The organism is Geodermatophilus amargosae (assembly GCF_041028265.1).
Taxonomy (GTDB): domain Bacteria; phylum Actinomycetota; class Actinomycetes; order Mycobacteriales; family Geodermatophilaceae; genus Geodermatophilus; species Geodermatophilus amargosae_A.
Genome location: NZ_JABGCW010000004.1, coordinates 292,674 through 313,418, shown reverse-complemented (window position 1 = coordinate 313,418; position 20,745 = coordinate 292,674). Strand labels below are relative to the sequence as shown.

Sequence of the window (20,745 nt, the reverse complement as noted above, 5' to 3'; positions counted from 1 at the left end):
CCTCCGGTGCCGCCCGGGCCCGGAGGCCGGCGGGCGCCGCGGCCGCTCCCGTTGCTCGCCGCGGCGATGTGCGGCCTCCTGCTCGGCCTCTACGCCCTCATGTACGCGGTGGCCCTGCTGGCGGCGGCCCGGCTCGACCTGGTCCTCGGGATCATCGGGATCGTCTACCTGGGCATCGCCGTCCTGTGCGTCTGGGGTGCCGTGCAGGCCCTGGCCGGCAGGAGCGGCCGGATGCTGGTGGCCGGCGGGGCGGTGATCGCCGTCCTCGCCGCGCTGGGGATCGTCGCGGCGCTCGGACAGGGCCAGCTGAGCCTCTGGTCGGTCGTGCTGCTCCTGACCGGGGCGGGCATCGTCGTGCTGGTCAACCGGCCGGCGGCCAGGACGTTCCTCGCCACGCACCGGGCACCCCGCGGCGGATGACCGCGTTCACCCGTGGGGGTCCGCCGACTCCGGCAGACCCCCACGGGCGTCTGCGTGCACGTAGGGTCCGCCGACCGGGCGCCCGCCAGTCCAGGAGGAAACCAGAGCATGACCAGCCCCAGCTTCGACAAGGACACCCCGCAGGGCGGTCAGCCCCACGGTCAGCAGCAGCCCTACGGCCAGCCGTACGGACAGCCCCATGGACTGCCCCATGGACAGCAGGGCCCCGGACCGGCGCCCTACGGCGGCGGCTTCGGCGGCCCGTCCCCCTACGGCGGTGGCGCCCCGGCCGGGCGGCGACCGGGCACCGTGACCGCAGCGGCGGTCATCGGCATCGTCTGGGGCGGCCTGGGCACCCTCTTCGGGCTGCTCGCGCTGGGCGTGGCCTTCGCCATCTCCGGGCTGCTCGGTCTGGTCCTCCTGCTGAGCACGGCGCTGTCGGTCGGCCTGCTCGTGGGCGGCATCTCCGTGCTGAACGGACGGCCGCCGAAGCTGCTGCTCGTCATCTCCTACGTGGCGATCGCCATCAACGTCATCTCGCTGGTCGTCTCCCTCGCCTCGAGCGGCGGGTCGGCGTTCAACGGCGTCCTCGGCTTCATCCTCCCGGGCATCGTGATCGCCCTGCTGGTGCAGCCGGCGTCCAAGCAGTACTTCGCGGCCCGGGGTCAGTCCTACTGACCTCCCGCACCGACGCAGGACGGCCCCCGCTGCGAGCAGGCAGCGGGGGCCGTTCGCGTGGGTGGACTAGGAGCGGGCGGCGGTGCCGGTGTAGTCGTCGGAGGCCGACACCCAGCTCATCAGGCCGCGCAGCCGGCGGCCGGTCTCCTCGATCGGGTGCGCCTCGGCCTCGGCGCGGCGGCGCCTGAAGTCGGGGGCGCCGGCGTCCTGGTCGGCGATGAAGGCCGCGGCCCACGAGCCGTCCTTGATCGCGGCGAGGACCTCCTGCATCGACTGCTTGACGCGGGCGTCGATGATCTTCGGGCCGGAGGTGTAGTCGCCGTACTCGGCGGTGTCGGACACCGACCAGCGCTGCTTGGCGATGCCGCCCTCGTACATGAGGTCGACGATCAGCTTGAGCTCGTGCAGGCACTCGAAGTAGGCGACCTCGGGCTGGTACCCGGCCTCGGTCAGCGTCTCGAACCCGGCGGTGATCAGCGCGCTCGCGCCGCCGCAGAGGACGGCCTGCTCGCCGAACAGGTCGGTCTCGGTCTCCTCGGCGAACGTCGTCCTGATGACGCCGGCACGCGAGCCGCCGATGGCCTTGGCGTAGGACAGGGCCAGCTGCAGCGCGGAGCCGCTGGCGTCCTGCTCGACGGCGACCAGGCAGGGCACGCCCTTGCCGTTCTCGAACTCGCGGCGCACGAGGTGGCCGGGACCCTTCGGGGCGACCATCGCCACGTCGACGCCGGCCGGGGGCTTGACGTACCCGAACCGGATGTTGAAGCCGTGGCCGAAGAACAGCGCGTCGCCGTCCTGCAGGTTGGGCTCGATCGACTCGGTGTAGAGCGTCCGCTGCACGTGGTCGGGCGCCAGGACCATGACCAGGTCGGCCTCGGCGGCGGCCTCCGACGGCGTCACCACCCGCAGGCCCTCGGCCTCGGCCTTCGCCCGGCTCTTGCTGCCCTCGGGCAGGCCGACGCGGACGTCGACCCCCGAGTCGCGCAGCGAGAGGGCGTGCGCGTGCCCCTGGCTGCCGTAGCCGATGACGGCGACGGTGCGCCCCTGGATGATCGACAGGTCGGCGTCGTCGTCGTAGAAGATCTCGGCGGCCATGCGGTGGTGCTCCTTCGGTGTGGTGCCTTTATCGCGATAAAGGTCGGAGGGGTGGGGGTTCGGGCCTCTCAGGCGCTGCGGTCGACCGGGCGCAAGGTACCGGCGCCGCTCATCGAGCGCGGACCCCGGCCGAGGGCGACGGTGCCCGACTGCGCCATCTCCTTGATCCCCAGCGGGGCGAGGACGGCGAGCAGGGCCTGCAGCTTGTCGGGGGTGCCGGTGGCCTCGAGGGTCACGGTGTCGGTGTTGACGTCGACCACGCGGGCGCGGAACAGCTCGGCGGTCTGCAGCACGGTGGTGCGCTCGGTCATCGACGCGCGCACCTTGACCAGCAGCAGCTCGCGCTGGACCGCGGCGCCGCCGTCCAGCTCGACGATCTTGATGACCTCGACCAGCTTGTTCAGCTGCTTGGTCACCTGCTCCAGCGGTGCGGACTCCGCGTCGACGACGATCGTCATGCGCGAGAGGTCGGGGTTCTCGGTCGGCCCGACGGCCAGCGACTCGATGTTGAAGGCGCGCCGGCTGAACAGCGCCGAGACGCGGGCGAGGACACCCGACTTGTTCTCGACCAGGACCGACAGGGTGTGGCGGGTCATCTGGGAGGAACCTGCTTCCGATTCGTCGTCCGGCCCCGTTCCAGGGGCCCGCCGCGTGCGAGCGGCGAGGAGGAACGGGGTCCTTACACCTGGTTGTCGCCGAAGACCGGGCGCAGGTCGCGCGCGGCCAGGATGTCGTCGTTGCTCGAGCCGGCGGCGACCATCGGCCACACCTGGGCGTCGGCGCCGACGACGAAGTCGATGACCACCGGGGCGTCGGTGATCGCCATCGCCTTCTGGATGACGGCGTCGACGTCGTCCCCGGCCTCGCAGCGCAGCCCCACGCAGCCGAGGGCCTCGGCCAGGGCGACGAAGTCGGGGATGCGCACCGGCTTCGGCGCCCCGTCGGGTTGCTGGGCGTGCAGGCGGGTGTTGGAGTACCGGCCCCCGTAGAAGAGGGTCTGCCACTGCCGGACCATGCCGAGGTTGCCGTTGTTGATGACGGCGACCTTGATCGGGATGCCCTCGATGGCGCAGGTGGCCAGCTCCTGGTTGGTCATCTGGAAGCAGCCGTCGCCGTCGATGGCCCAGACGGTGGCGTCCGGGCGGCCGTACTTGGCGCCCATGGCCGCCGGGACGGCGTAGCCCATCGTCCCGGCGCCGCCGCTGTTGAGCCAGGTGCCCGGCTTCTCGTACGCGATGAACTGCGCGGCCCACATCTGGTGCTGGCCGACGCCGGAGGTGTAGATCGCGTCCGGGCCGGCGATCGCGCCGATCCGCTCGATGACGTACTGCGGCGACAGCGCGCCGTCCTCCGGCTGGTCGTAACCCAGCGGGTAGCGCGTGCGCCAGTCGTCGAGCTGGGCCCACCAGGCGGTGAGGTCCGGCGTGCGGCCGGCGGCGTGCTCGGCCCGCAGCGCGGTCACCAGCTCGGCGATCGTCTCCTTGGCGTCACCGACGATCGGCACGTCGGCCCGGCGGTTCTTGCCGATCTCGGCGGGGTCGATGTCGGCGTGCACCACCTGCGCGCCGGGAGCGAAGGTCGACAGCTCGCCGGTGACCCGGTCGTCGAAGCGGGCGCCGAGCGCGACGAGGACGTCGGACTTCTGCAGCGCGGTGACCGCGGCGACGGTGCCGTGCATCCCGGGCATGCCCAGGTGCTGCGGCGAGCTGTCGGGGAACGCACCGCGGGCCATCAGGGTGGTGACGACGGGCGCGCCGGTGAGCGCGGCCAGCTCGGCGAGCTCCTCGGTGGCGCCGGCCTTGAGCACGCCGCCGCCCACGTAGAGGACCGGACGGCGCGCGCCGGCGATCATCGACGCGGCCTCGCGCACCTGCTTGCCGTGCGGGCGGGTGGTCGGCTTGTAGCCGGGCAGGTCCATGCGCGGCGGCCAGGAGAAGTCGGTGGTGGCCTGCAGGACGTCCTTGGGGATGTCGACCAGGACCGGGCCGGGACGGCCGGTGGCGGCCAGGTGGAACGCCTCGGCGATCCGCTGCGGGATCTCCGCGGCGTCGGTGACCAGGAAGTTGTGCTTGGTGATCGGCATCGTGATGCCGCGGATGTCGGCCTCCTGGAACGCGTCGGTGCCGATCGCCCTGCTGGGCACCTGCCCGGTGATGGCGACGATCGGGACCGAGTCCATGTACGCGTCGGCGATCGGGGTGACCAGGTTGGTCGCGCCCGGGCCGGAGGTGGCCATGCAGACGCCGACCCGGCCGGTGGCCTGCGCGTACCCGGTGGCCGCGTGCCCGGCGCCCTGCTCGTGCCGGACGAGGACGTGCCGGACGTGCGAGTCGAACAGCGGGTCGTAGGCCGGGAGGATCGCCCCGCCGGGGATGCCGAAGACCACCTCGACACCCACGGCCTCGAGCGAGCGGACCAGGCTCTGCGCGCCGGTGATGCCGGTCGCGGGCTGGGCGGCGGACTCGGCGATGGAGCGGGCCGTCGTCTCGACGCCGGTGAGGGCGGCTGCGGCCTCTCGGGTGGCGGACTCGCTCGGGGTGGTGGTCATGCGGGGCGTCTCCTGGGCCGGACGAGCGGGCGGACGTGCGGTTCGGGTGTCTGCTGCGGGCGCGGGGGTGTCCCGGCGATCCGCCGGGCCGGCCCCGCCCCGGGCCTCGTGCCAACAAAAAACCCCTCGTGCCGAGGGCACAGAGGGGCGTAGCGCGTCGGTCGGGCGACCGGCGCGCTAGGCGACTACGAGGAGCAGGCAGGCGGAGGGCACGAGCACACTGTGCGCCCCACCCGGCTGGACGTCAACCTGGCCGTCTCATCCCGTGGGACCGTGTCGAGCGGTTCATGGGACGGCGACCGGCACCGGCACCTCGAGCCGCGCGGGGTCGAAGCCGTCGACGACCGCGGCCAGCTCGCCGGCGGGCACCGGGCGGCCGATGAGCCAGCCCTGCAGGAACGAGCAGCCCAGCGCGGTGAGCACGGCCATCTGCCCCGGCGTCTCCACGCCCTCGGCGACGACGTCCATGCCGAGCGTGCGGCCGAGGTCGACGACGCTGCCGACCAGCGCGGCACCCCGGGGGTCGGTGTCGATGCCGGAGACGAAGCCGCGGTCCATCTTCAGCACCTGCACCGGCAGCCGGGCGAGGTAGGCCAGCGACGAGTAGCCCTTGCCGAAGTCGTCGAGGGAGACGACGCAGCCCAGGGCGGAGAGCTCGGCGAGCTCGGCCAGCAGCCGCTCGTCGTCGTCCATGAGGACGCTCTCGGTCACCTCGACCATGAGCATCCGGGCGGGCAGGCCGGAGCGCTCGAGCGCGCGGGTGACGTCCTCGACCAGGCAGCGGGCCTGCAGGTGGCGCACCGAGATGTTGACGCCGAGCTTGAGGTCGCGGCCGCCGGCCACGAGCCGGGCGTGCTCGGCGGTCGCCGTCTCGAGCACCCACCGCTGCAGCGGCACGATGAGCCCGTCGTCCTCGGCGAGGCCGATGAACTCCTCCGGGGACACCGGGCCGTGGACCGGGTGGTCCCAGCGCACCAGGGCCTCGACGCCGAGGATGCGGCGCTCGGCGGTGCCCGCCACCGGCTGGAAGACCAGCCGCAGCCGGCCCCGGGCGATGGCTCCGGGCAGGTCGCGGGCCAGCCGGCTGCGCCGGGCGGACTCCTCGACGAGGGCCTCCCCCGACGCGCGCACGCCGTTCTTGCCCTGGGCCTTGACCGTGCGCAGCGCCAGGTCGGCCTCGCGGACGGTGGCCGACGCGTCGGCGCCGGCCACCACGTCGGCGACGCCGACGCTCGCCGACGTGCGCAGGACGGGACCGGCGCCCTCGGGGTCGCCGGGGGCGGCGTACCGGTGGGTGCGGTCCAGCCGCGTGACCAGCCGCTCGGCCAGTGCCAGCGCCTCGTCGGGCCCGGCGTCGACGACGAGGGCGAACTCGTCACCGCCGAGGCGGGCGACCAGGTCGCCGGAGCGGGCCTCGGCGCGCAGCGAGTCGGCCACCTCGCACAGGAGCCGGTCCCCCGCGTCGTGGCCGGCGACGTCGTTGACCGCCTTGAATCCGTCGAGGTCGACGAGCAGCACGCAGGAGCGGCGGCCACGGGCGGCCCCGGCCAGGGCGTCGTCGAGCGCGGACATGAAGCGCGCGCGGTTGGGCAGGCCGGTGAGCGAGTCGGTGTAGGCCAGCCGCTCGAGCTCGCGGTGGCCGGCCCGGCGCTCGGTGACGTCGCGCAGGTGCAGCACCAGCCCGTCGTCGGCGCGGCGGCCGGCGGCGGGTGCGGCACCGGAGACCTCGACGTCGCGCCACGTGCCCTCGGTGGTGCCCAGCCGGCCGGTGGCGGGCAGGCCGTCGGGCGTGCCGTCCCGGAGGGCGGCGGAGACGCGGTCGAGCAGGTCGCGGTCCTCGGGGTGCAGCAGGCCGACCAGCAGGCACCCGAGGAGGTCCTCCTCCGCGCGGCCCAGCCGGTCGGCCACGGGACCGGACGCGGAGGTGACCCGGCCGGCGGCGTCGAGGACCACCGTGACGGCGTCCCCGCTGTGCACCAGCGCCCGGAACCAGCCCTCGGTGCGCTCCAGCCGGCGGGTGAGCGCGGCGGCGTCCACGGCCCAGGACAGGGTCCGCGCCGAGGTGAGCACGACCAGGACGGCGGCCGCGACGGCCTCGCCCGTGGTCACCGGCCGGCCGGCGACCGCGCCCCCGATGACCGCGAGCAGGGCCGCGGCGGCCGCGCCGTGGGCGAGGACACCGCCGCGCAGGGGCAGCGCGCGGCGGTCGGGCACCTCGTGGGCGCCGACGTCGGCCAGGGCGCCGCGCAGCCCGGCGCCGAGCATGGCCAGCCACGCGAGCACGGTGACCACGCCCCAGACCGGGGACGCCGCGCCGGAGGACGCGGTGCCGGTGGACGCGCGGCCCAGCGCGCCGGCGAGGGCCACGAGGGCCATCGCGACGAAGCAGACGAGCAGCCAGCCGGCGGCGCGGCGGCGGGCCTCGGGGACGGCGGTCAGGGTCACCAGGCCGATGCCGCAGAGCACCGCGCCGACCAGCGGGTAGCCGGCGGAGACGAGGCCCGGCGTGCGGACGACGAGGTCGCCGATCAGCACGCAGCCCGCCAGCGCGACGGCGACGGTGACCACCAGGCCGTCGAACAGCACCCGGGTGCCGATGCGCCGGGCGGTCCGCGGCGGGAGCAGCAGCACCGCCGCGGAGACGGCCACGGGGACCGCGAGCAGCACGGGGAGGTCCTCGACGCCCCCGGAGGACAGGTCGCGGCCGGGCCGGGCGAGGGCGATCGCCTGGCCGAGCGCCAGCAGCGCGCCGGCACCGGCCAGCGCCCGCCAGGGCCGGCCGGACCGCCCGGGCAGCCGGGTGGCGCAGCGGAGCAGCACCACGGCGGCGGTCGCGGAGGCGAGGCCGAGAGCGGCGGGCACGAGCCAGGCCGACGCCGGCGCCGCGGTCAGCTGCGCGACGGTGGAGACGACGGCGAGGACGGCGAGGACGGCGAGGACGGCGAGCAGCACCTGCGCGCCCGCGGCCGCGCGCCGCGTGCGGCGCTCAGCCACGGCGGCCGGCCCGGACCGCGGGGAGGTCGGCAGCGGGCACGGGGTCGGCCGAGGAGCCGACCAGGCCGGGCCACAGCCGCCCGGCGCCGTCGTGCAGCAGCCGCACGAGGTCGGCCAGCGACAGGGGGCGGGAGAGCAGGAACCCCTGCGCGTGGTCGAGGCCCAGGCCGCGCAGCACCCCGAGCTGCGCCGGCGTCTCGACGCCCTCGGCGACGACCTGCAGCCCGAGCGAGCGCCCGACGGTGAGCACCGCCTCGCACAGCGCACGGCTCTGCCGGTCGCGGTCGACGCGGGAGACGAAGGAGCGGTCGAGCTTGAGCACGTCGACCGGCAGCCGGGTGAGGTGGGCCAGCGAGGAGGAGCCGGTGCCGAAGTCGTCGAGGGCGACGTGCACGCCCATGAGCCGCAGCGCCTCGACGTCGACGGCCACGGAGTCGCCCTCGGCGAGCACGGTGGCCTCGGTGATCTCCAGGACCAGCCGCTCCGGGGGCAGGCCCGAGGTGCGCAGCGCCGTGGCGACGTCCTCGACGAGCGTCCGGTCGGCCACGTGCGCGGCCGCGATGTTCACGCTCAGCCGGATCGGCTCGCCGTCGGTCGCGGGCAGCGCCAGGACGGCCGCGGTCGCCTCGCGCAGCGCCCAGCGCTGCAGGGCGCCCATGACCCCGGCGCGCTCGGCGATCGGGACGAACTCGCCCGGCGGGACCTCCCCGAGCTCCGGGTGCCGCCAGCGCAGCAGCGCCTCCACCCCGGCGACCTGCTTGTCGGCCATCCGCACGATCGGCTGGAAGGCCAGCCACAGCTCGCCGCGCCCGGCCGCACCGGGCAGGTCGTCGCGCAGCCGGGCCCGGCGGGCGGCGGCCGCGCCGAGTGCCGGCGTCCAGCAGGTGGCCCGGGCCGACCCGGACGCGCGGGCGGCCGCGACCGCCAGCTCGGCGCGGGCGCCGACCTCGGCGACGTCGGCCCCCGGTTCCACGACGACCACGCCGATCGCCGCGCCGAGGTCGAAGACGCCGGCGACCGTGGTCACCGGCTGCTCCAGCACCGCCAGGCAGCGGTCGCCGAGCAGGGCTGCGGTGTCGGCGTCGCCCTCGGCGAGGACGGCGAACGTGCCGCCGACCAGCCGGGCGACCACCTCGTCGGCGCGCACGGCGGAGCGCAGCCGCCGGCCCAGCTCGACCAGGACGGCGGCGACGGCGTCGCGGCCGGCGTGCTCGCGGACCTCGTCGAGCCCGGAGACCTCGACCAGCAGGACGGCGGACCCCGCCCGGGCGGTCGCCGGCGCCAGGGCGGCGTCCCAGCCGGCCTGGTTGGGCAGGCCGGTGAGCGCGTCGGTGAACGCGACCTCCTCGAGGGCCCGCTCACGGGCTACGCGCTCGGTCACGTCGCGGCAGTGCAGCACCACCGAGCCGACGGCGGGGTCGGCGCGCAGGTCGGAGACGCTGACCTCCAGGCAGCGCTGGCTGCCGCCGGCGTCGCGGGCGTGCAGGGTGACGAGGCCGTCGGTGCCGGAGTCGAGGACGCGGCGCAGCGCGGCGGCGTCCCCGGGGTCGAGGGTGCCCGGGCGGCCGGCGGCACCGGAGAGCACGTCCCGGCCGGTCAGGTCGGCCGGGGTCGTGCCCAGCAGCGCGGCCATCGCGGGCGAGGCGAAACCCACCCGCAGCCGCGCGTCCAGCACGAGGACGGCGTCGCGGCTGGCGTGCAGCAGGTTGCGGAAGTACGCCTCGTCGCGGCGCAGCCGGTCCCCGCGCAGGTGCTCCTCGCGCGTGGTGACCCAGCGGTGCGCCGCGGACAGCGCCACGCAGAGGAGGGCACCGGCGAGGGTCACCCGGGTCGGCACGGTGTCCAGGACCAGCGGCACGACGACCAGCGCGACGACGACCACGAGCGCCAGGTGCGGCAGCACCGAGCGCAGCTGGTCGGCGCGACCGCCGTTCGCGCAGCGGCGGACGTCGGCGGCGGTGCCCGGGTCGAGCAGGCGCGCCAGCACCATCAGCGTGAGGCCGAGGACGACGGCCACCCGGGTGAGGGGGACGGCGTCGGCGGCGCCGAGCAGCGCGGCGGAGGTGCCGGTGCCGCGGGCGACGCAGAGCACGACGAGCGCGCCGAGCAGCACCGTGGCCATGCGCTGGCGGTGCGCCTCGACCGACCCGAGGACGGTCAGGCCGGCGGCCATGGTGGCGGAGGCGGCCACCACCGCGGCGCCGAGCACGAGCTGCGCGCCGAGGGACAGCGCGGTCCAGCTGTTGCCGGGCCCGACCAGCAGCAGCTGCATGACGACCAGGGCGGCGGCGCCGAAGAGGGCGAGCTCGAGCAGCGTGCGCCGGCAGGTGCGCCGCAGGCTGGAGCGCTCGACCATCCCCAGGAGGGCCACCACCACGAGCACGTAGCCGGGCACGGTGGGCACCCAGCGCAGCACCACGGCGGGCAGGACCGGGTCCGGCCCCGCCGCGGTGCTGAGCACCAGGCCGAGCACGGGGAACAGCGCCGCGGCCGCCATCAGCCGCCACGGCGGGGCGGAGGGGTCGCCGGGCCGGCTCAACGCGAGCAGCGCGAGGCCGGTGAGCAGCCCGGCCAGGCCCGTGACCGCGTCGCCCAGCGGGTCCAGCGCCGGCTCGAGCGCGGCCAGGGCGCACGCCGCCGCGGCCGGCACGGCGCACGCCAGCAGCCACCCGATCCGCCTGTCCACACCCGTGGTGTCGGCAGCGGCGCTCCCCGGGGACAGCCCCCGGGGAGCGCGTTCACCCCTTGGGGGTGGGCCGGGTCATCCGCAGATCGCGCCCTGGGCCGCCGAGCCGACCAGCTTCGCGTACTTGCCGAGGACCCCGGTGGTGTAGCGCGGGGGCAGCGGCACCCAGTCCTGGCGGCGCCGGGCCAGCTCGTCGTCGTCGACCAGGAGGTCCAGCGTCCGGGCGGCGAGGTCGAGCCGGATGCGGTCGCCGTTCCGCACCAACGCGATCGGGCCGCCGTCGGTGGCCTCGGGCGCGACGTGGCCGACGCACAGCCCCGTCGTCCCGCCGGAGAACCGGCCGTCGGTGAGCAGGAGGACGTCCTTGCCCAGGCCCGCGCCCTTGATCGCACCGGTGACGGCGAGCATCTCCCGCATGCCCGGGCCGCCCCGGGGGCCCTCGTACCGGATGACGACGACGTCGCCGGCCTGCAGCGTGCCCTCGGTGACGGCGTCCATGGCGCCCTGCTCGCCGTCGAAGACGCGCGCGGTGCCCTCGAAGACGTCGGCGTCGAAGCCGGCCGACTTCACGACCGCCCCCTCCGGGGACAGCGAGCCGCGCAGGATCGTCAGGCCGCCGGTCTTGTGGATGGGGTCGGCCATCGCGTGCACGATCGTGCCGTCGAGGTCCGGCGGGGCGATCTCGGCCAGGTTCTCCGCCATCGTCTTCCCGGTGACGGTGAGCGTGTCGCCGTGCAGCAGGCCGGCGTCCAGCAGCGCCCGCAGGACCACCGGGACGCCGCCGACGCGGTCGATGTCGGTCATCACGAACCGGCCGAAGGGCTTGACGTCGGCGAGGTGCGGCGTGCGGTCGCCGATCCGGTTGAAGTCGTCGAGCGTGAGGTCGACCTGCGCCTCGTGCGCGATCGCCAGCAGGTGCAGGACGGCGTTGGTGGAGCCGCCGAGCGCCATGACCACGGTGATGGCGTTCTCGAACGCCTGCCTGGTCATGATCTGGCGGGCGGTGATGCCCTTCCGCAGCAGGTTGACCACGGCCTCGCCCGAGGCGACGGCGAACGCGTCGCGGCGGCTGTCGGGGGCCGGCGGGGCGGCGCTGCCGGGCAGGGCCATGCCGAGCGCCTCGGCGACGCTGGCCATGGTGTTGGCGGTGTACATGCCGCCGCAGGAGCCCATGCCCGGGCAGGCGGCCCGCTCGACGGCGGCCAGCTCGTCCTGGGTGATCAGCCCGCGGGCGCAGGCGCCGACGGCCTCGAAGACGTCGATGATCGTGAGGTCGTCGCGGTCGCCGAGCTTCCCGGGCAGCGTGGAGCCGGAGTAGAGGAAGACGCTGGCGAGGTCGAGGCGCGCGGCGGCCATGAGCATGCCGGGCAGCGACTTGTCGCAGCCGGCCAGCAGCACCGAGCCGTCGAGCCGCTCGGCGAACATGACCGTCTCCACGGAGTCGGCGATGACCTCGCGGCTGACCAGCGAGGCGCGCATGCCCTCGTGGCCCATGGAGATGCCGTCGGACACCGAGATGGTGCCGAACTCCAGCGGGAAGCCGCCGGCGGCGTGCACGCCCTCCTTGGCCCGCTTGGCCAGCCGGTCGAGGGAGAGGTTGCAGGGGGTGATCTCGTTCCAGGACGAGGCCACCCCGATCTGCGGCTTGTCCCAGTCGTCGTCGCCCATGCCGACGGCGCGCAGCATGGCCCGCGCCGGGGCCTTGGTGATGCCGTCGGTCACCTCACGGCTGCGCGGCTTGACGTCGGCGGTGGTGCGGGGGTCGTCCACGGTCGTCACGAGCGCCGAGGGTAGGCGCGGTCCGGCCGCCGCCCCAGGGGCGGTCCATACTGGTACCGACACCACCACCCCGGGAGCCGCCGTGTCCGCCACCGCCGGGCGCGCGGGTCCCCCGGCCGCCCGCCGTGAGCTCGCCGAGTTCCTGCGCTCCCGCCGCGAGCAGGTCGACCCGCGCGACTCCGGCCTGCCCCCGGGCGGCCGGCGGCGGACGCCGGGGCTGCGCCGCGAGGAGGTGGCGCTGCTCTCCGGGGTGAGCTCCACCTGGTACACCTGGCTGGAGCAGGGCCGCGACATCCGCCCGTCCCGCCAGGTCGTCGAGGCGCTGGCCCGGACCCTGCGGATGACGCCGGCGGAGTCGGAGTACGTGCTGCGGCTGACGGGGCACGGGGGCGCGGCACCGGCCGGCGCGGCCGCCGGGATGCCCGGGCACGTGCAGCGCCTGCTCGACGCGCTGGGCCCCTCCCCCGCGTACGCCATCACCGCGGACTGGTCGATCGCCGGCTGGAACCGCGCCTACGAGCGCTTCTACCCCGGCGTGGCCGCCGTCCCCGCCGAGCGGCGGAACCTGCTGGAGCTGGTCTTCACCGACCCCGCCGTCCGGGCGCTGCTCGCCGACTGGCCGGCGGACAGCCGGCGGTTCCTCACCCAGTTCCGCGCCGAGGTGGGCCACCGGCTGGCCGACCCGGCCGTCGTCGACCTCGTCTCCCGGCTCGAGGCGGCCAGCCCGCACTTCCGCGCGGGCTGGGCCCGCCACGACGTCGACCGGTTCAGCTCCGCCGAGCGCCGCTTCGCACACCCCGAGGTGGGCAGCCTGCTGCTCGAGCACCACCAGCTCACGCCCGCCGACGCCCCCGGGCTGCAGGTCGTCGTCTACACGGCGGCGGCCGGCAGCGAGAGCGCGCAGCGGCTGCTCGGGCTGGCCGGCCCCCCCGTCTGAGGTCAGCGCCCGGGCGGCGCCGGGACGTCGAACCGGCCGCCGGACCACCCGGCCAGCCGGGGCAGGTCGCGGGCGCGCAGCACCGGCAGGGGCACCTCTGCCCCACCGGTGGTGACCAGCCGCAGCCGGGCGTTGCGGACGATGCGGATGCCGGCCAGGTCGTCCCAGGCCACCCGGCGCCGACCGAGCAGCCCGCGGGTGGTGATGGCGTCGTCGTCGACGTCCACCCCCACGCGCAGCACCCAGACCGCCGCCAGCACGGGCAGCAGCAGGACCAGGGCGGCCCACGGGGAGGCCGAGGCGAACGGGAGCACGCAGACGGCGAGGAAGACGACGGGGACCAGCGTGACCCGGCTCAGGCGCATGCGGGCGAGGGTTGCCACGTCCCCATGATCCGTCAGTAGTCGTCGACGACGTCGGCCAGCGGCTCCCCCGCCAGGACCCGGCGCAGCTGCGCGAGGACGGTGGCCTGCGCGCGGGCCCCGGTCTCGGGCACCGTCCCGGCGACGTGCGGGGTGAGCAGCAGCCCGGGCGCCGACCACAGCGGGTGCCCCTCGGGCAGCGGCTCGGGGTCGGTCACGTCGAGCGCGGCTCGCAGCCGGCCGGCGGTCAGCTCCGCGAGCAGCGCGTCGGTGTCGACGACGACCCCGCGGGCGGCGTTCACGAGCAGCGCGCCGTCGGGCATCGCGGCGAGGAAGGTGGCGTCGACCAGGCCGGTGGTCTCGTCGGTGACCGGCACGATCAGGACCACGACGTCGGCGTGCGGCAGCAGCGCCGGCAACTCGTCGGTTCCGTGCACGCCGTCGCGGGCGGTCCGCCCCACGAAGGTGAGCTCGACGTCGAAGCCGGAGAGCATCGCGCCGATCCGGCGGCCGATGTCACCGGCGCCGACCACCAGCACCCGCGCCCCGATCAGCGAGCGGTGGGTGGACGGCGTCCAGCGGCCGGCGTCCTGCTCGCGCACGAAGTCCGGCAGCCCCCGCTGCACGGCGAGGGTCGCGGCGACCACCCACTCCGCCGTCGAGGGCGTGTGCGCGCCGCGGGCGTTGCAGAGCACGACGCCGTCGGGCAGCCGGCCGGAGAACCGCTCGGCGCCGGCACTGAGCAGCTGCACCAGGCGCAGCCGCGGCAGGGTGGCGAGGAACTCCGGCGACGGGCTCCCCGCGCCGAAGCGGGGCACCCACACCTGCGCCTGGGCGGCCTCGTCCGGCGGCGGGCCGTCGTCGGGGTCGGCGCGCACGGCGCGCACCCGAGGGGACAGCGCCTCCGCCGCCTCGGCCATGGACCGGGAGGGCACGAGGACGGTCAGCGTCTCGTCGGGCCCGGCGATGTCGGTGCCGCGGATCTCGGGAGCCACGGCACCCGAGACTAGGGCGCGCCCTGGAGGGCTCCCGGGGCGATGCCCTGGGCGGTGGCGGTGCGGGCGTCCTCCGGGCGCACCACGGACAGCTGGGTGGACTCCGGCGGCAGCAGCGTCTGGAACAGCCAGTCGGCGGCCACCCGCACCCGGTTGGCCATCGCCGGCAGCGCGTAGAGGTGGTAGCCGCGGGTGACCACCTTGGCCACCGGCCCGGTGAGCGGGATCCCGAGCGGGCGCGCGACGGCGTCCCACCCGCCGAGGTCCGCGACCAGGCCGAGGTCGCGGTGCCGGTAGCGGCGGGGCCGGCCCACCCCCAGGCTGGCCGCCACGTTGCGGCCGAGGACGACTCCCTGGCGCTGCGCGTGCTGGGCCGTCGGCGGGGTGTCCGGGAACGCGTCCCCGTCGTGGGGGGCGGCGAGGTCGGGGACCGCGGCCGCGTCGCCGGCCGCCCAGACGCCGGGCACGCCCGGCACCGCGAGGTCGGCATCCACGACGAGCCGACCGCGGCGCAGCGGCAGCCCCAGCCGCCCGACCAGCGGGGAGGCGACGACGCCGGCGCCCCAGACGAGGGTGCGGGTCGGGATGGTGTCGCCGTCGGTCAGGACGACGGCCTCGTCGTCGGCCGACACCACCGACGTCTCCAGGCGGACGTCGACACCGCGGCGGGCGAGCAGGGCCAGCGCGCGCCGGCCCAGCGCCGGGCCGAGCTCGGGCAGCACCGCCGGTGCGAGGTCGACGAGCACCCACCGGACGTCGCCGGCCCGGGTGCGGTCCCACCGGCCCTCGATGCGGCGCAGCCACCGCTGCGTCTGGGCCACCACCTCGGTGCCCGTGTACCCGGCGCCGACCGCCACGACGGTGAGCCGCGCGGCCCGCTCGGCGCGGCCGGCCGGGGTGTCGGGGAGCGCGTCGGCGAGGTCGAGCTGCTCGAGCAGGTGGTCGCGGAGGAACACCGCCTCCACGAGCGTCTTGAGCGCCCGGCCGTGCTCGGGCACGCCCGGCACCGGCACCTGGCGGGTCACCGCGCCGGGCGTGAGGACCAGCCGGTCCCACGGCAGCGTCGCGGTCCCCCCGTGCACCGGCCGGAGGGTGGCCGTCCGGCCGTCGAGGTCGACGTCCTCGACGCGGCCGAGCACCAGCCGCACCCGCGGGAGCAGCCGCCGCAGGGACACCGCCACGTGCCGGGCCTCGACCACACCGGTGGCCACCTCGGGCAGCAGCGGGCTGTAGAGCAGGTAGTCGGTGGGGGTCACGAGGACGAGGTCGGCGGCCTCGGGCGGGAGGCTGCGCTGCAGGCGCCGGAGGGCGGCCAGGCCGGCGAACCCGCCGCCGACCACCACCACCTGCGGCCGCGCCGCCGGTCCCGTCCCGCCTGCTGCGCTGCCGTCGACCGTCACGTCACGCATCCCGACCTCCACGGACCTCGGACCGGTGAGGTCCGGGAACCTACTCGCCACCGGGTGCCCGGAGGGCCGGCGTCGCGCTCGGCGGGCACCGCCCGCCCGTACTGTGGAGCGGGTGAGGCGGGAGCGGGGACGGCGGGGCGCCGCCACCGGGTGCGTGGTCGCCCTGGCGCTGCTGCTGACCGCCTGCGGCGAGGACGGCTACGAGCCGGCCGGCCCGTTCCGGCCGCTGCCCGAGGGCGCGCCGCCGGAGGTCGGCCCGCCCACCGAGTCCACCCCCGCGCCGTCGCCGGGCGACCCCGCCGACCCCGGTTCCGGCACGGCCGGCGGGGACCCCAACGTCGTCGCCACCGGCCTGACGGTGCCCACCGGGCTGGTCGTGCTCCCCGACGGCACGGCGGTCGTGGGCGAGCGCGAGACCGGCCGGCTGCTGCAGGTCTTCCCCGACCGCTCGCCGGCGCAGGAGCTCATGGTCGTCCCCGGCATCGACACCGCCGGCGACGGCGGCCTGCTCGGGCTGGCGCTGTCGCCGACGTTCGACGAGGACGGGCTGTTCTACGCCTACGTCTCCACGGCCACCGACAACCGCGTCGTCCGCTTCCCGCTCGGCGGCACGCCGAACCCGGTGCTCACCGGCATCCCCCGCGGCGAGGTGCACAACGGCGGCGGGCTGCAGTTCGCACCCGACGGCACGCTGTTCGTCGGCACCGGCGACACCGGCAACCCGGTGCTGGCCCAGGACCCGGCCTCGCTGGGCGGCAAGGTGCTGCACGTCGACGTCTTCGGCCAGCCCGTCAGCGGTGCCGGACCGGTGTACAGCAGCGGCTTCTCCGACGTCACCGCCATCTGCCCGTCCGGTGACGAGGCGGGCACGGTCTACGCCGTGGACGAGTCCAGCGCCGGGCCCGACGAGCTCGACGAACTGGTCCAGGGCAGTGACCACGGCTGGCCCGCCGGGGGCGCCGGGACGATCCCCCCGGTGCTGGAGGTCGACAACGCCCAGGGCGGGCTGGGCGGCTGCGCCGCAGCCGGCACCACCGTGTTCCTCGGCGCGCTGGACGGCCAGCAGGTGACCGTCGTCCAGGTCGACGGCAACGGCGGGGTGACCGAGGACCCCACCCAGCTGCTGGCGGGGCGTTACGGCCGACTGCGCACCGTGGTCCTCGACGGCGAGGGCGGGCTGTGGATCACCACGTCGAACAAGGACGGCATCGGCACGCCCGCCGAGGACGACGACAAGGTGCTGCGGATCCTGCCGCCGTCGTCGACCGGCTCCTCCCCGCTGTGACGGTGCACTCCCGCGGATCTGCCCCGGGCAGACCCGCGGGAGTGCACGGCCTCAGCTGCTGAGGACGCGCTCCTCCAGCATCCGGCGGACGGTGGCCGCGTCGGCCTTGCCGCGGGTGGTCTTCATGACCGCCCCGACCAGTGCGCCGAGCGCCTGCACCTTGCCGCCGCGCACCTTCTCGACGACGTCGGGCGCGCCGGTGATCGCGGCGTCGACGGCGGCGACGAGCTCGTCGGACTCCCCCATCACCGCCAGCCCGCGCGCCGCGACGACGGCGCGCGGGTCGCCCTCGCCGGCCAGCACGCCGTCGAGCACCTGCCGGGCCAGCTTGTCGTTGACGGTGCCCTCGCCGACCAGCGCGGTCAGCTCGGCCACCTGCGCCGGGGTGACGGCGAGGTCGGTCAGCTCGACGCCGGCGTCGTTGGCGCGGCGGGCCAGCTCGCCCAGCCACCACTTGCGCGCCTCGGCCGGCGAGGCGCCGGCGGCCACGGTCTGCTCGACCAGCCCGAGCGCCCCGGCGTTGACCAGCCAGGTCATCTCGGTGCCCGACAGGCCCCACTCGCCCTGCAGGCGGCTGCGCCGGGCGGCCGGCAGCTCGGGCAGTGCGGCGGCGAGCTCCGCCACCCACTCCGCGTCCGGGGCGAGCGGCACGAGGTCGGGCTCGGGGAAGTACCGGTAGTCGGTCGCCTCCTCCTTGCTGCGGCCCGGCGACGTGCTGCCGGTGTCCTCGTGGAAGTGCCGCGTCTCCTGCACCACGCGTCCGCCGGCGTCGAGGACGGCGGCCTGCCGGCGCATCTCGTAGCGGACCGCCCGCTCGACCGAGCGCAGTGAGTTGACGTTCTTGGTCTCGGTGCGGGTGCCCCACGCGGAGCTGCCGACCGGCGCGAGCGAGGTGTTGACGTCGCAGCGCAGGCTGCCCTGCTCCATCCGCACGTCGGAGGCGCCGAGCGTCTGGACGATCTCGCGCAGCTCGGTGACGTAGGCGCGGGCCACCTCGGGGGCCTTGTCGCCGGTGCCGGGCACGGGGCGGGTGACGATCTCGACCAGCGGGATGCCGGCGCGGTTGAAGTCGACCAGAGAGTGGTCGGCGCCGTGGATGCGCCCGGTGGCCCCGCCCACGTGCAGGTTCTTGCCGGTGTCCTCCTCGAGGTGCACCCGCTCGATCTCCACGCGGTACGTCCGGCCGTCGACCTCGACGTCGAGGTGCCCGTCGACGCACAGCGGCTCGTCGTACTGGCTGGTCTGGAAGCCCTTCGGGATGTCCGGGTAGAAGTAGTTCTTCCTCGCGAAGCGCGACCAGTCCGCGATGCGGCAGCCCAGGGCCAGGCCGATCCGGATGGTGGACTCGATGGCCGCCGCGTTGGCCACCGGGAGCGACCCGGGCAGGCCCAGGCAGACCGGGCAGGTCTGGGTGTTGGGCTCGGCGCCGAACGTCGTCGAGCAGCCGCAGAACATCTTCGACCCGGTGCCCAGCTCGACGTGGGTCTCCAGGCCGATGAGCGGCGTGTAACGGGTGAGGACGTCGTCGAAGTCGACGAGGGTCTCGCTCACGGGGTGGGCCCTCCCTTCGGGGTGGTGCTGCGGCCGGTGACCCAGGCACCGATGCCGGTCAGCACGCCCAGGACGATGAAGACGGCGAAGACCGCCCGGCCGGTGGTCAGCCACAGCACCAGGCCGGCCAGCACGACGAAGGCGACCAGGCCCCAGGCGGCCTTGAGCGCGCCGTTCACGCGGCCCGCTCCAGCAGCCGGTCGGTCAGCGGGGCGCCGAGGGCGGCCTCGACCGCGGCGGCGACCCGGTAGCAGCGGTCGTCGGCCAGCGCCGGGGCCATCACCTGCAGGCCGACCGGCAGCCCCTCCGACAGCCCGCACGGCACCGAGATGGCCGGGACGCCGGCGAGGCTGGCCGGCAGCGTGCACAGGTCGGCGGCGTACATGGCCAGCGGGTCGTCGACGCGGGCGCCGATCGGCCAGGCCACCGTGGGGCTGGTCGGGCTGACCAGCACGTCGACGCCGTCGAAGGCGGCGGAGAAGTCGCGGGAGACGAGCGTGCGGACCTTCTGCGCCTGGCCGTAGTAGGCGTCGTAGTAGCCCGCCGACAGCGCGTACGTGCCGAGGATGATCCGCCGCTTCACCTCGGGGCCGAAGCCCTGCTCGCGGGTGAGCGCCATGACCTCGTCGATGTCGCGGCTGCCGTCGTCGCCGACCCGGATGCCGAACCGCATGCCCTCGAAGCGGGCCAGGTTCGACGACGCCTCGCTGGGGGCGATCAGGTAGTACGCCGGCAGGGCGAGGTCGAACGCGGGGCAGGAGACCTCGCGGACCTCGGCGCCGGCCGCCTCCAGCAGCGCCACCGCCTCGGCGACGCGCTCGATCACGCCGGCGTCGTAACCCTCGCGGGCGCCCTCGCCGCCGAGCTCCCGGACGACGCCGACCCGCAGGCCGGACAGGTCGCCGCCGGCTCCACGGCGGGCGGCCTCGACCACGGCGGGCACCGGCGCGTCGATGGACGTCGAGTCGCACGGGTCGTGGCCGCCGATCGCCTCGTGCAGCAGGGCGGCGTCCATGACCGTGCGGGCCATCGGGCCGGCCTGGTCCAGGCTGGAGGAGAAGGCGATCAGGCCGTAGCGCGACACCGAGCCGTAGGTGGGCTTGTGCCCGACCAGGCCGGTGACGGCGGCGGGCTGGCGGATCGACCCGCCGGTGTCGGTGCCCAGCGCGAAGGGCGCGAGCCGGCCGGCGACCGCGGCGCTCGAGCCACCCGAGGACCCGCCGGGGATGCGGTCGCGGGCCCACGGGTTGCGGGTGACCTGGTACGCGGAGTTCTCGGTGGACGAGCCCATCGCGAACTCGTCCATGTTGGTCTTGCCGAGCAGCACGGTGCCGGCGTCGCGCAGCCTCCTCGCGACGGTGGCCGAGTACGGCGGGCGCCAGCCCTCGAGGATCCGCGAGCCGCTGGTGGTGGGCACGCCCTCGGTGACGAAGACGTCCTTGAGCGCGACGGGTATGCCCGCGAGGCCGGTGCCGGCGGTGCCCGCGGCGTCGATCTCGCCGGCCCGCTGCAGGGCGGCGTCGGCGTCGACGTGCAGGTAGGCGCCGAGGTCGCCGTCCTCGGTGGCGATCCGGTCGAGGTGGGCGCGGGTGACCTCGACGGCCGAGGCCTCGCCGGAGGCCAGCGCGGCCTGCAGCGCGGTGACCGGCAGGGCGGTGAGGTCGCTCACTCCTCCTCCCCCAGGATGCGCGGGACGCGGAAGCGGTCCTCGTCGGCGGCGGGGGCGCCGGCCAGGACGACGTCGCGGGGCAGGCTCGGGGTGACGACGTCGGGGCGCAGCACGTTGGTCAGCGGGACGGCGTGCGTCGTCGGGACGACGTCGCCGGCGTCGGCGCGCTGCACCCGGGCCACCGCGTCGAGCACCGCGCCCAACTGGCCTGCGAAGCGGTCGAGCTCCTCGTCGGTGACGGCCAGCCGGGCCAGTCGCGCGAGGTGCGCGATGTCCTGGCGGTCGAGGGCCGGGTGCGCGCCGGGTTCGGGCGTCGGCTCGGTGCTCATGAAGAGGG

The 20,745-nt window shown here is 75.9% G+C and carries 17 protein-coding genes; 4 read left to right on the top strand and 13 right to left on the bottom strand.

What is annotated here, in order from left to right:
* Positions 1–6: 6 nt before the first annotated feature.
* Together HLV61_RS07025 and HLV61_RS07020 are read left to right on the top strand one after the other, a co-directional pair.
* Positions 7–420, top strand: coding sequence for a hypothetical protein (locus tag HLV61_RS07025; RefSeq protein ID WP_369253690.1), 414 nt, complete (start codon positions 7–9; stop codon positions 418–420).
* 108 nt (positions 421–528) lie between these two features.
* Positions 529–1,098 carry a hypothetical protein gene (locus tag HLV61_RS07020; protein WP_369253688.1) on the top strand — a complete coding sequence of 190 codons (570 nt, stop codon included), beginning with the start codon at positions 529–531 and terminating at the stop codon, positions 1,096–1,098.
* A 66-nt stretch (positions 1,099–1,164) separates the two neighbouring features.
* Here HLV61_RS07020 and ilvC read toward each other — a convergent pair whose 3' ends face one another.
* From ilvC to ilvD, 6 genes are all read right to left on the bottom strand, one after another.
* A complete protein-coding gene (gene ilvC / locus HLV61_RS07015) occupies positions 1,165–2,193 on the bottom strand; it encodes a ketol-acid reductoisomerase (protein ID WP_369253686.1) in 1,029 nt (342 codons plus the stop codon).
* A gap of 68 nt (positions 2,194–2,261) precedes the next feature.
* Positions 2,262–2,789, bottom strand: coding sequence for an acetolactate synthase small subunit (gene ilvN / locus HLV61_RS07010; protein WP_369253684.1), 528 nt, complete (start codon positions 2,787–2,789; stop codon positions 2,262–2,264).
* 83 nt (positions 2,790–2,872) lie between these two features.
* The gene (locus tag HLV61_RS07005; RefSeq protein ID WP_369253682.1) at positions 2,873–4,741 is read right to left on the bottom strand and encodes an acetolactate synthase large subunit; all 1,869 of its coding nucleotides are present in this window, start codon (positions 4,739–4,741) and stop codon (positions 2,873–2,875) included.
* A 285-nt stretch (positions 4,742–5,026) separates the two neighbouring features.
* Entirely contained in the window at positions 5,027–7,735 is a 2,709-nt protein-coding gene (locus HLV61_RS07000) for a putative bifunctional diguanylate cyclase/phosphodiesterase (RefSeq protein WP_369253680.1), read from the bottom strand.
* Entirely contained in the window at positions 7,728–10,421 is a 2,694-nt protein-coding gene (locus HLV61_RS06995) for an EAL domain-containing protein (protein WP_369253678.1), read from the bottom strand. The genes HLV61_RS07000 and HLV61_RS06995 overlap by 8 nt, the downstream gene beginning before the upstream one ends.
* Before the next feature lie 75 nt (positions 10,422–10,496).
* The gene (ilvD, locus tag HLV61_RS06990; protein ID WP_369253676.1) at positions 10,497–12,200 is read right to left on the bottom strand and encodes a dihydroxy-acid dehydratase; all 1,704 of its coding nucleotides are present in this window, start codon (positions 12,198–12,200) and stop codon (positions 10,497–10,499) included.
* Positions 12,201–12,282: 82 nt separating this feature from the next.
* Between ilvD and HLV61_RS06985 the strand changes: the two genes are divergently transcribed.
* A complete protein-coding gene (locus HLV61_RS06985; protein ID WP_369253674.1) occupies positions 12,283–13,137 on the top strand; it encodes a helix-turn-helix transcriptional regulator in 855 nt (284 codons plus the stop codon).
* Between the two features lie 2 nt (positions 13,138–13,139).
* Here the strand turns inward: HLV61_RS06985 and HLV61_RS06980 are convergent, their stop codons facing one another.
* The 3 genes from HLV61_RS06980 to HLV61_RS06970 are packed head-to-tail and all read right to left on the bottom strand — an operon-like array spanning position 13,140 to position 15,903.
* On the bottom strand, positions 13,140–13,520 hold the full coding sequence (locus HLV61_RS06980) for a PH domain-containing protein (RefSeq protein ID WP_369253672.1): 381 nt from the start codon (positions 13,518–13,520) through the stop codon (positions 13,140–13,142).
* A 14-nt stretch (positions 13,521–13,534) separates the two neighbouring features.
* Positions 13,535–14,494 carry a 2-hydroxyacid dehydrogenase gene (locus HLV61_RS06975; protein WP_369253670.1) on the bottom strand — a complete coding sequence of 320 codons (960 nt, stop codon included), beginning with the start codon at positions 14,492–14,494 and terminating at the stop codon, positions 13,535–13,537.
* Positions 14,495–14,505: 11 nt separating this feature from the next.
* Positions 14,506–15,903, bottom strand: coding sequence for an NAD(P)/FAD-dependent oxidoreductase (locus HLV61_RS06970; RefSeq protein WP_369253668.1), 1,398 nt, complete (start codon positions 15,901–15,903; stop codon positions 14,506–14,508).
* A gap of 112 nt (positions 15,904–16,015) precedes the next feature.
* On the opposite strand from HLV61_RS06970, the gene HLV61_RS06965 reads away from it, so the two are divergent.
* Positions 16,016–17,188, top strand: a complete 1,173-nt coding sequence (locus HLV61_RS06965) for a PQQ-dependent sugar dehydrogenase (RefSeq protein ID WP_369253666.1) — start codon at positions 16,016–16,018, stop codon at positions 17,186–17,188.
* A gap of 51 nt (positions 17,189–17,239) precedes the next feature.
* Here the strand turns inward: HLV61_RS06965 and gatB are convergent, their stop codons facing one another.
* Genes gatB through gatC form a run of 4 tightly spaced genes read right to left on the bottom strand, consistent with a single transcriptional unit; the run spans position 17,240 to position 20,737 of the window.
* The gene (gatB, locus tag HLV61_RS06960; RefSeq protein ID WP_369253664.1) at positions 17,240–18,739 is read right to left on the bottom strand and encodes an Asp-tRNA(Asn)/Glu-tRNA(Gln) amidotransferase subunit GatB; all 1,500 of its coding nucleotides are present in this window, start codon (positions 18,737–18,739) and stop codon (positions 17,240–17,242) included.
* The gene (locus HLV61_RS06955) at positions 18,736–18,918 is read right to left on the bottom strand and encodes a hypothetical protein (protein ID WP_369253662.1); all 183 of its coding nucleotides are present in this window, start codon (positions 18,916–18,918) and stop codon (positions 18,736–18,738) included. Before HLV61_RS06955 ends, gatB begins: the two co-directional genes overlap by 4 nt.
* Positions 18,915–20,408, bottom strand: coding sequence for an Asp-tRNA(Asn)/Glu-tRNA(Gln) amidotransferase subunit GatA (gatA, locus tag HLV61_RS06950; protein ID WP_369253661.1), 1,494 nt, complete (start codon positions 20,406–20,408; stop codon positions 18,915–18,917). The genes HLV61_RS06955 and gatA overlap by 4 nt, the downstream gene beginning before the upstream one ends.
* Positions 20,405–20,737, bottom strand: a complete 333-nt coding sequence (gatC, locus tag HLV61_RS06945) for an Asp-tRNA(Asn)/Glu-tRNA(Gln) amidotransferase subunit GatC (RefSeq protein ID WP_369253660.1) — start codon at positions 20,735–20,737, stop codon at positions 20,405–20,407. Before gatC ends, gatA begins: the two co-directional genes overlap by 4 nt.
* Between the last annotated feature and the right edge of the window lie 8 nt (positions 20,738–20,745).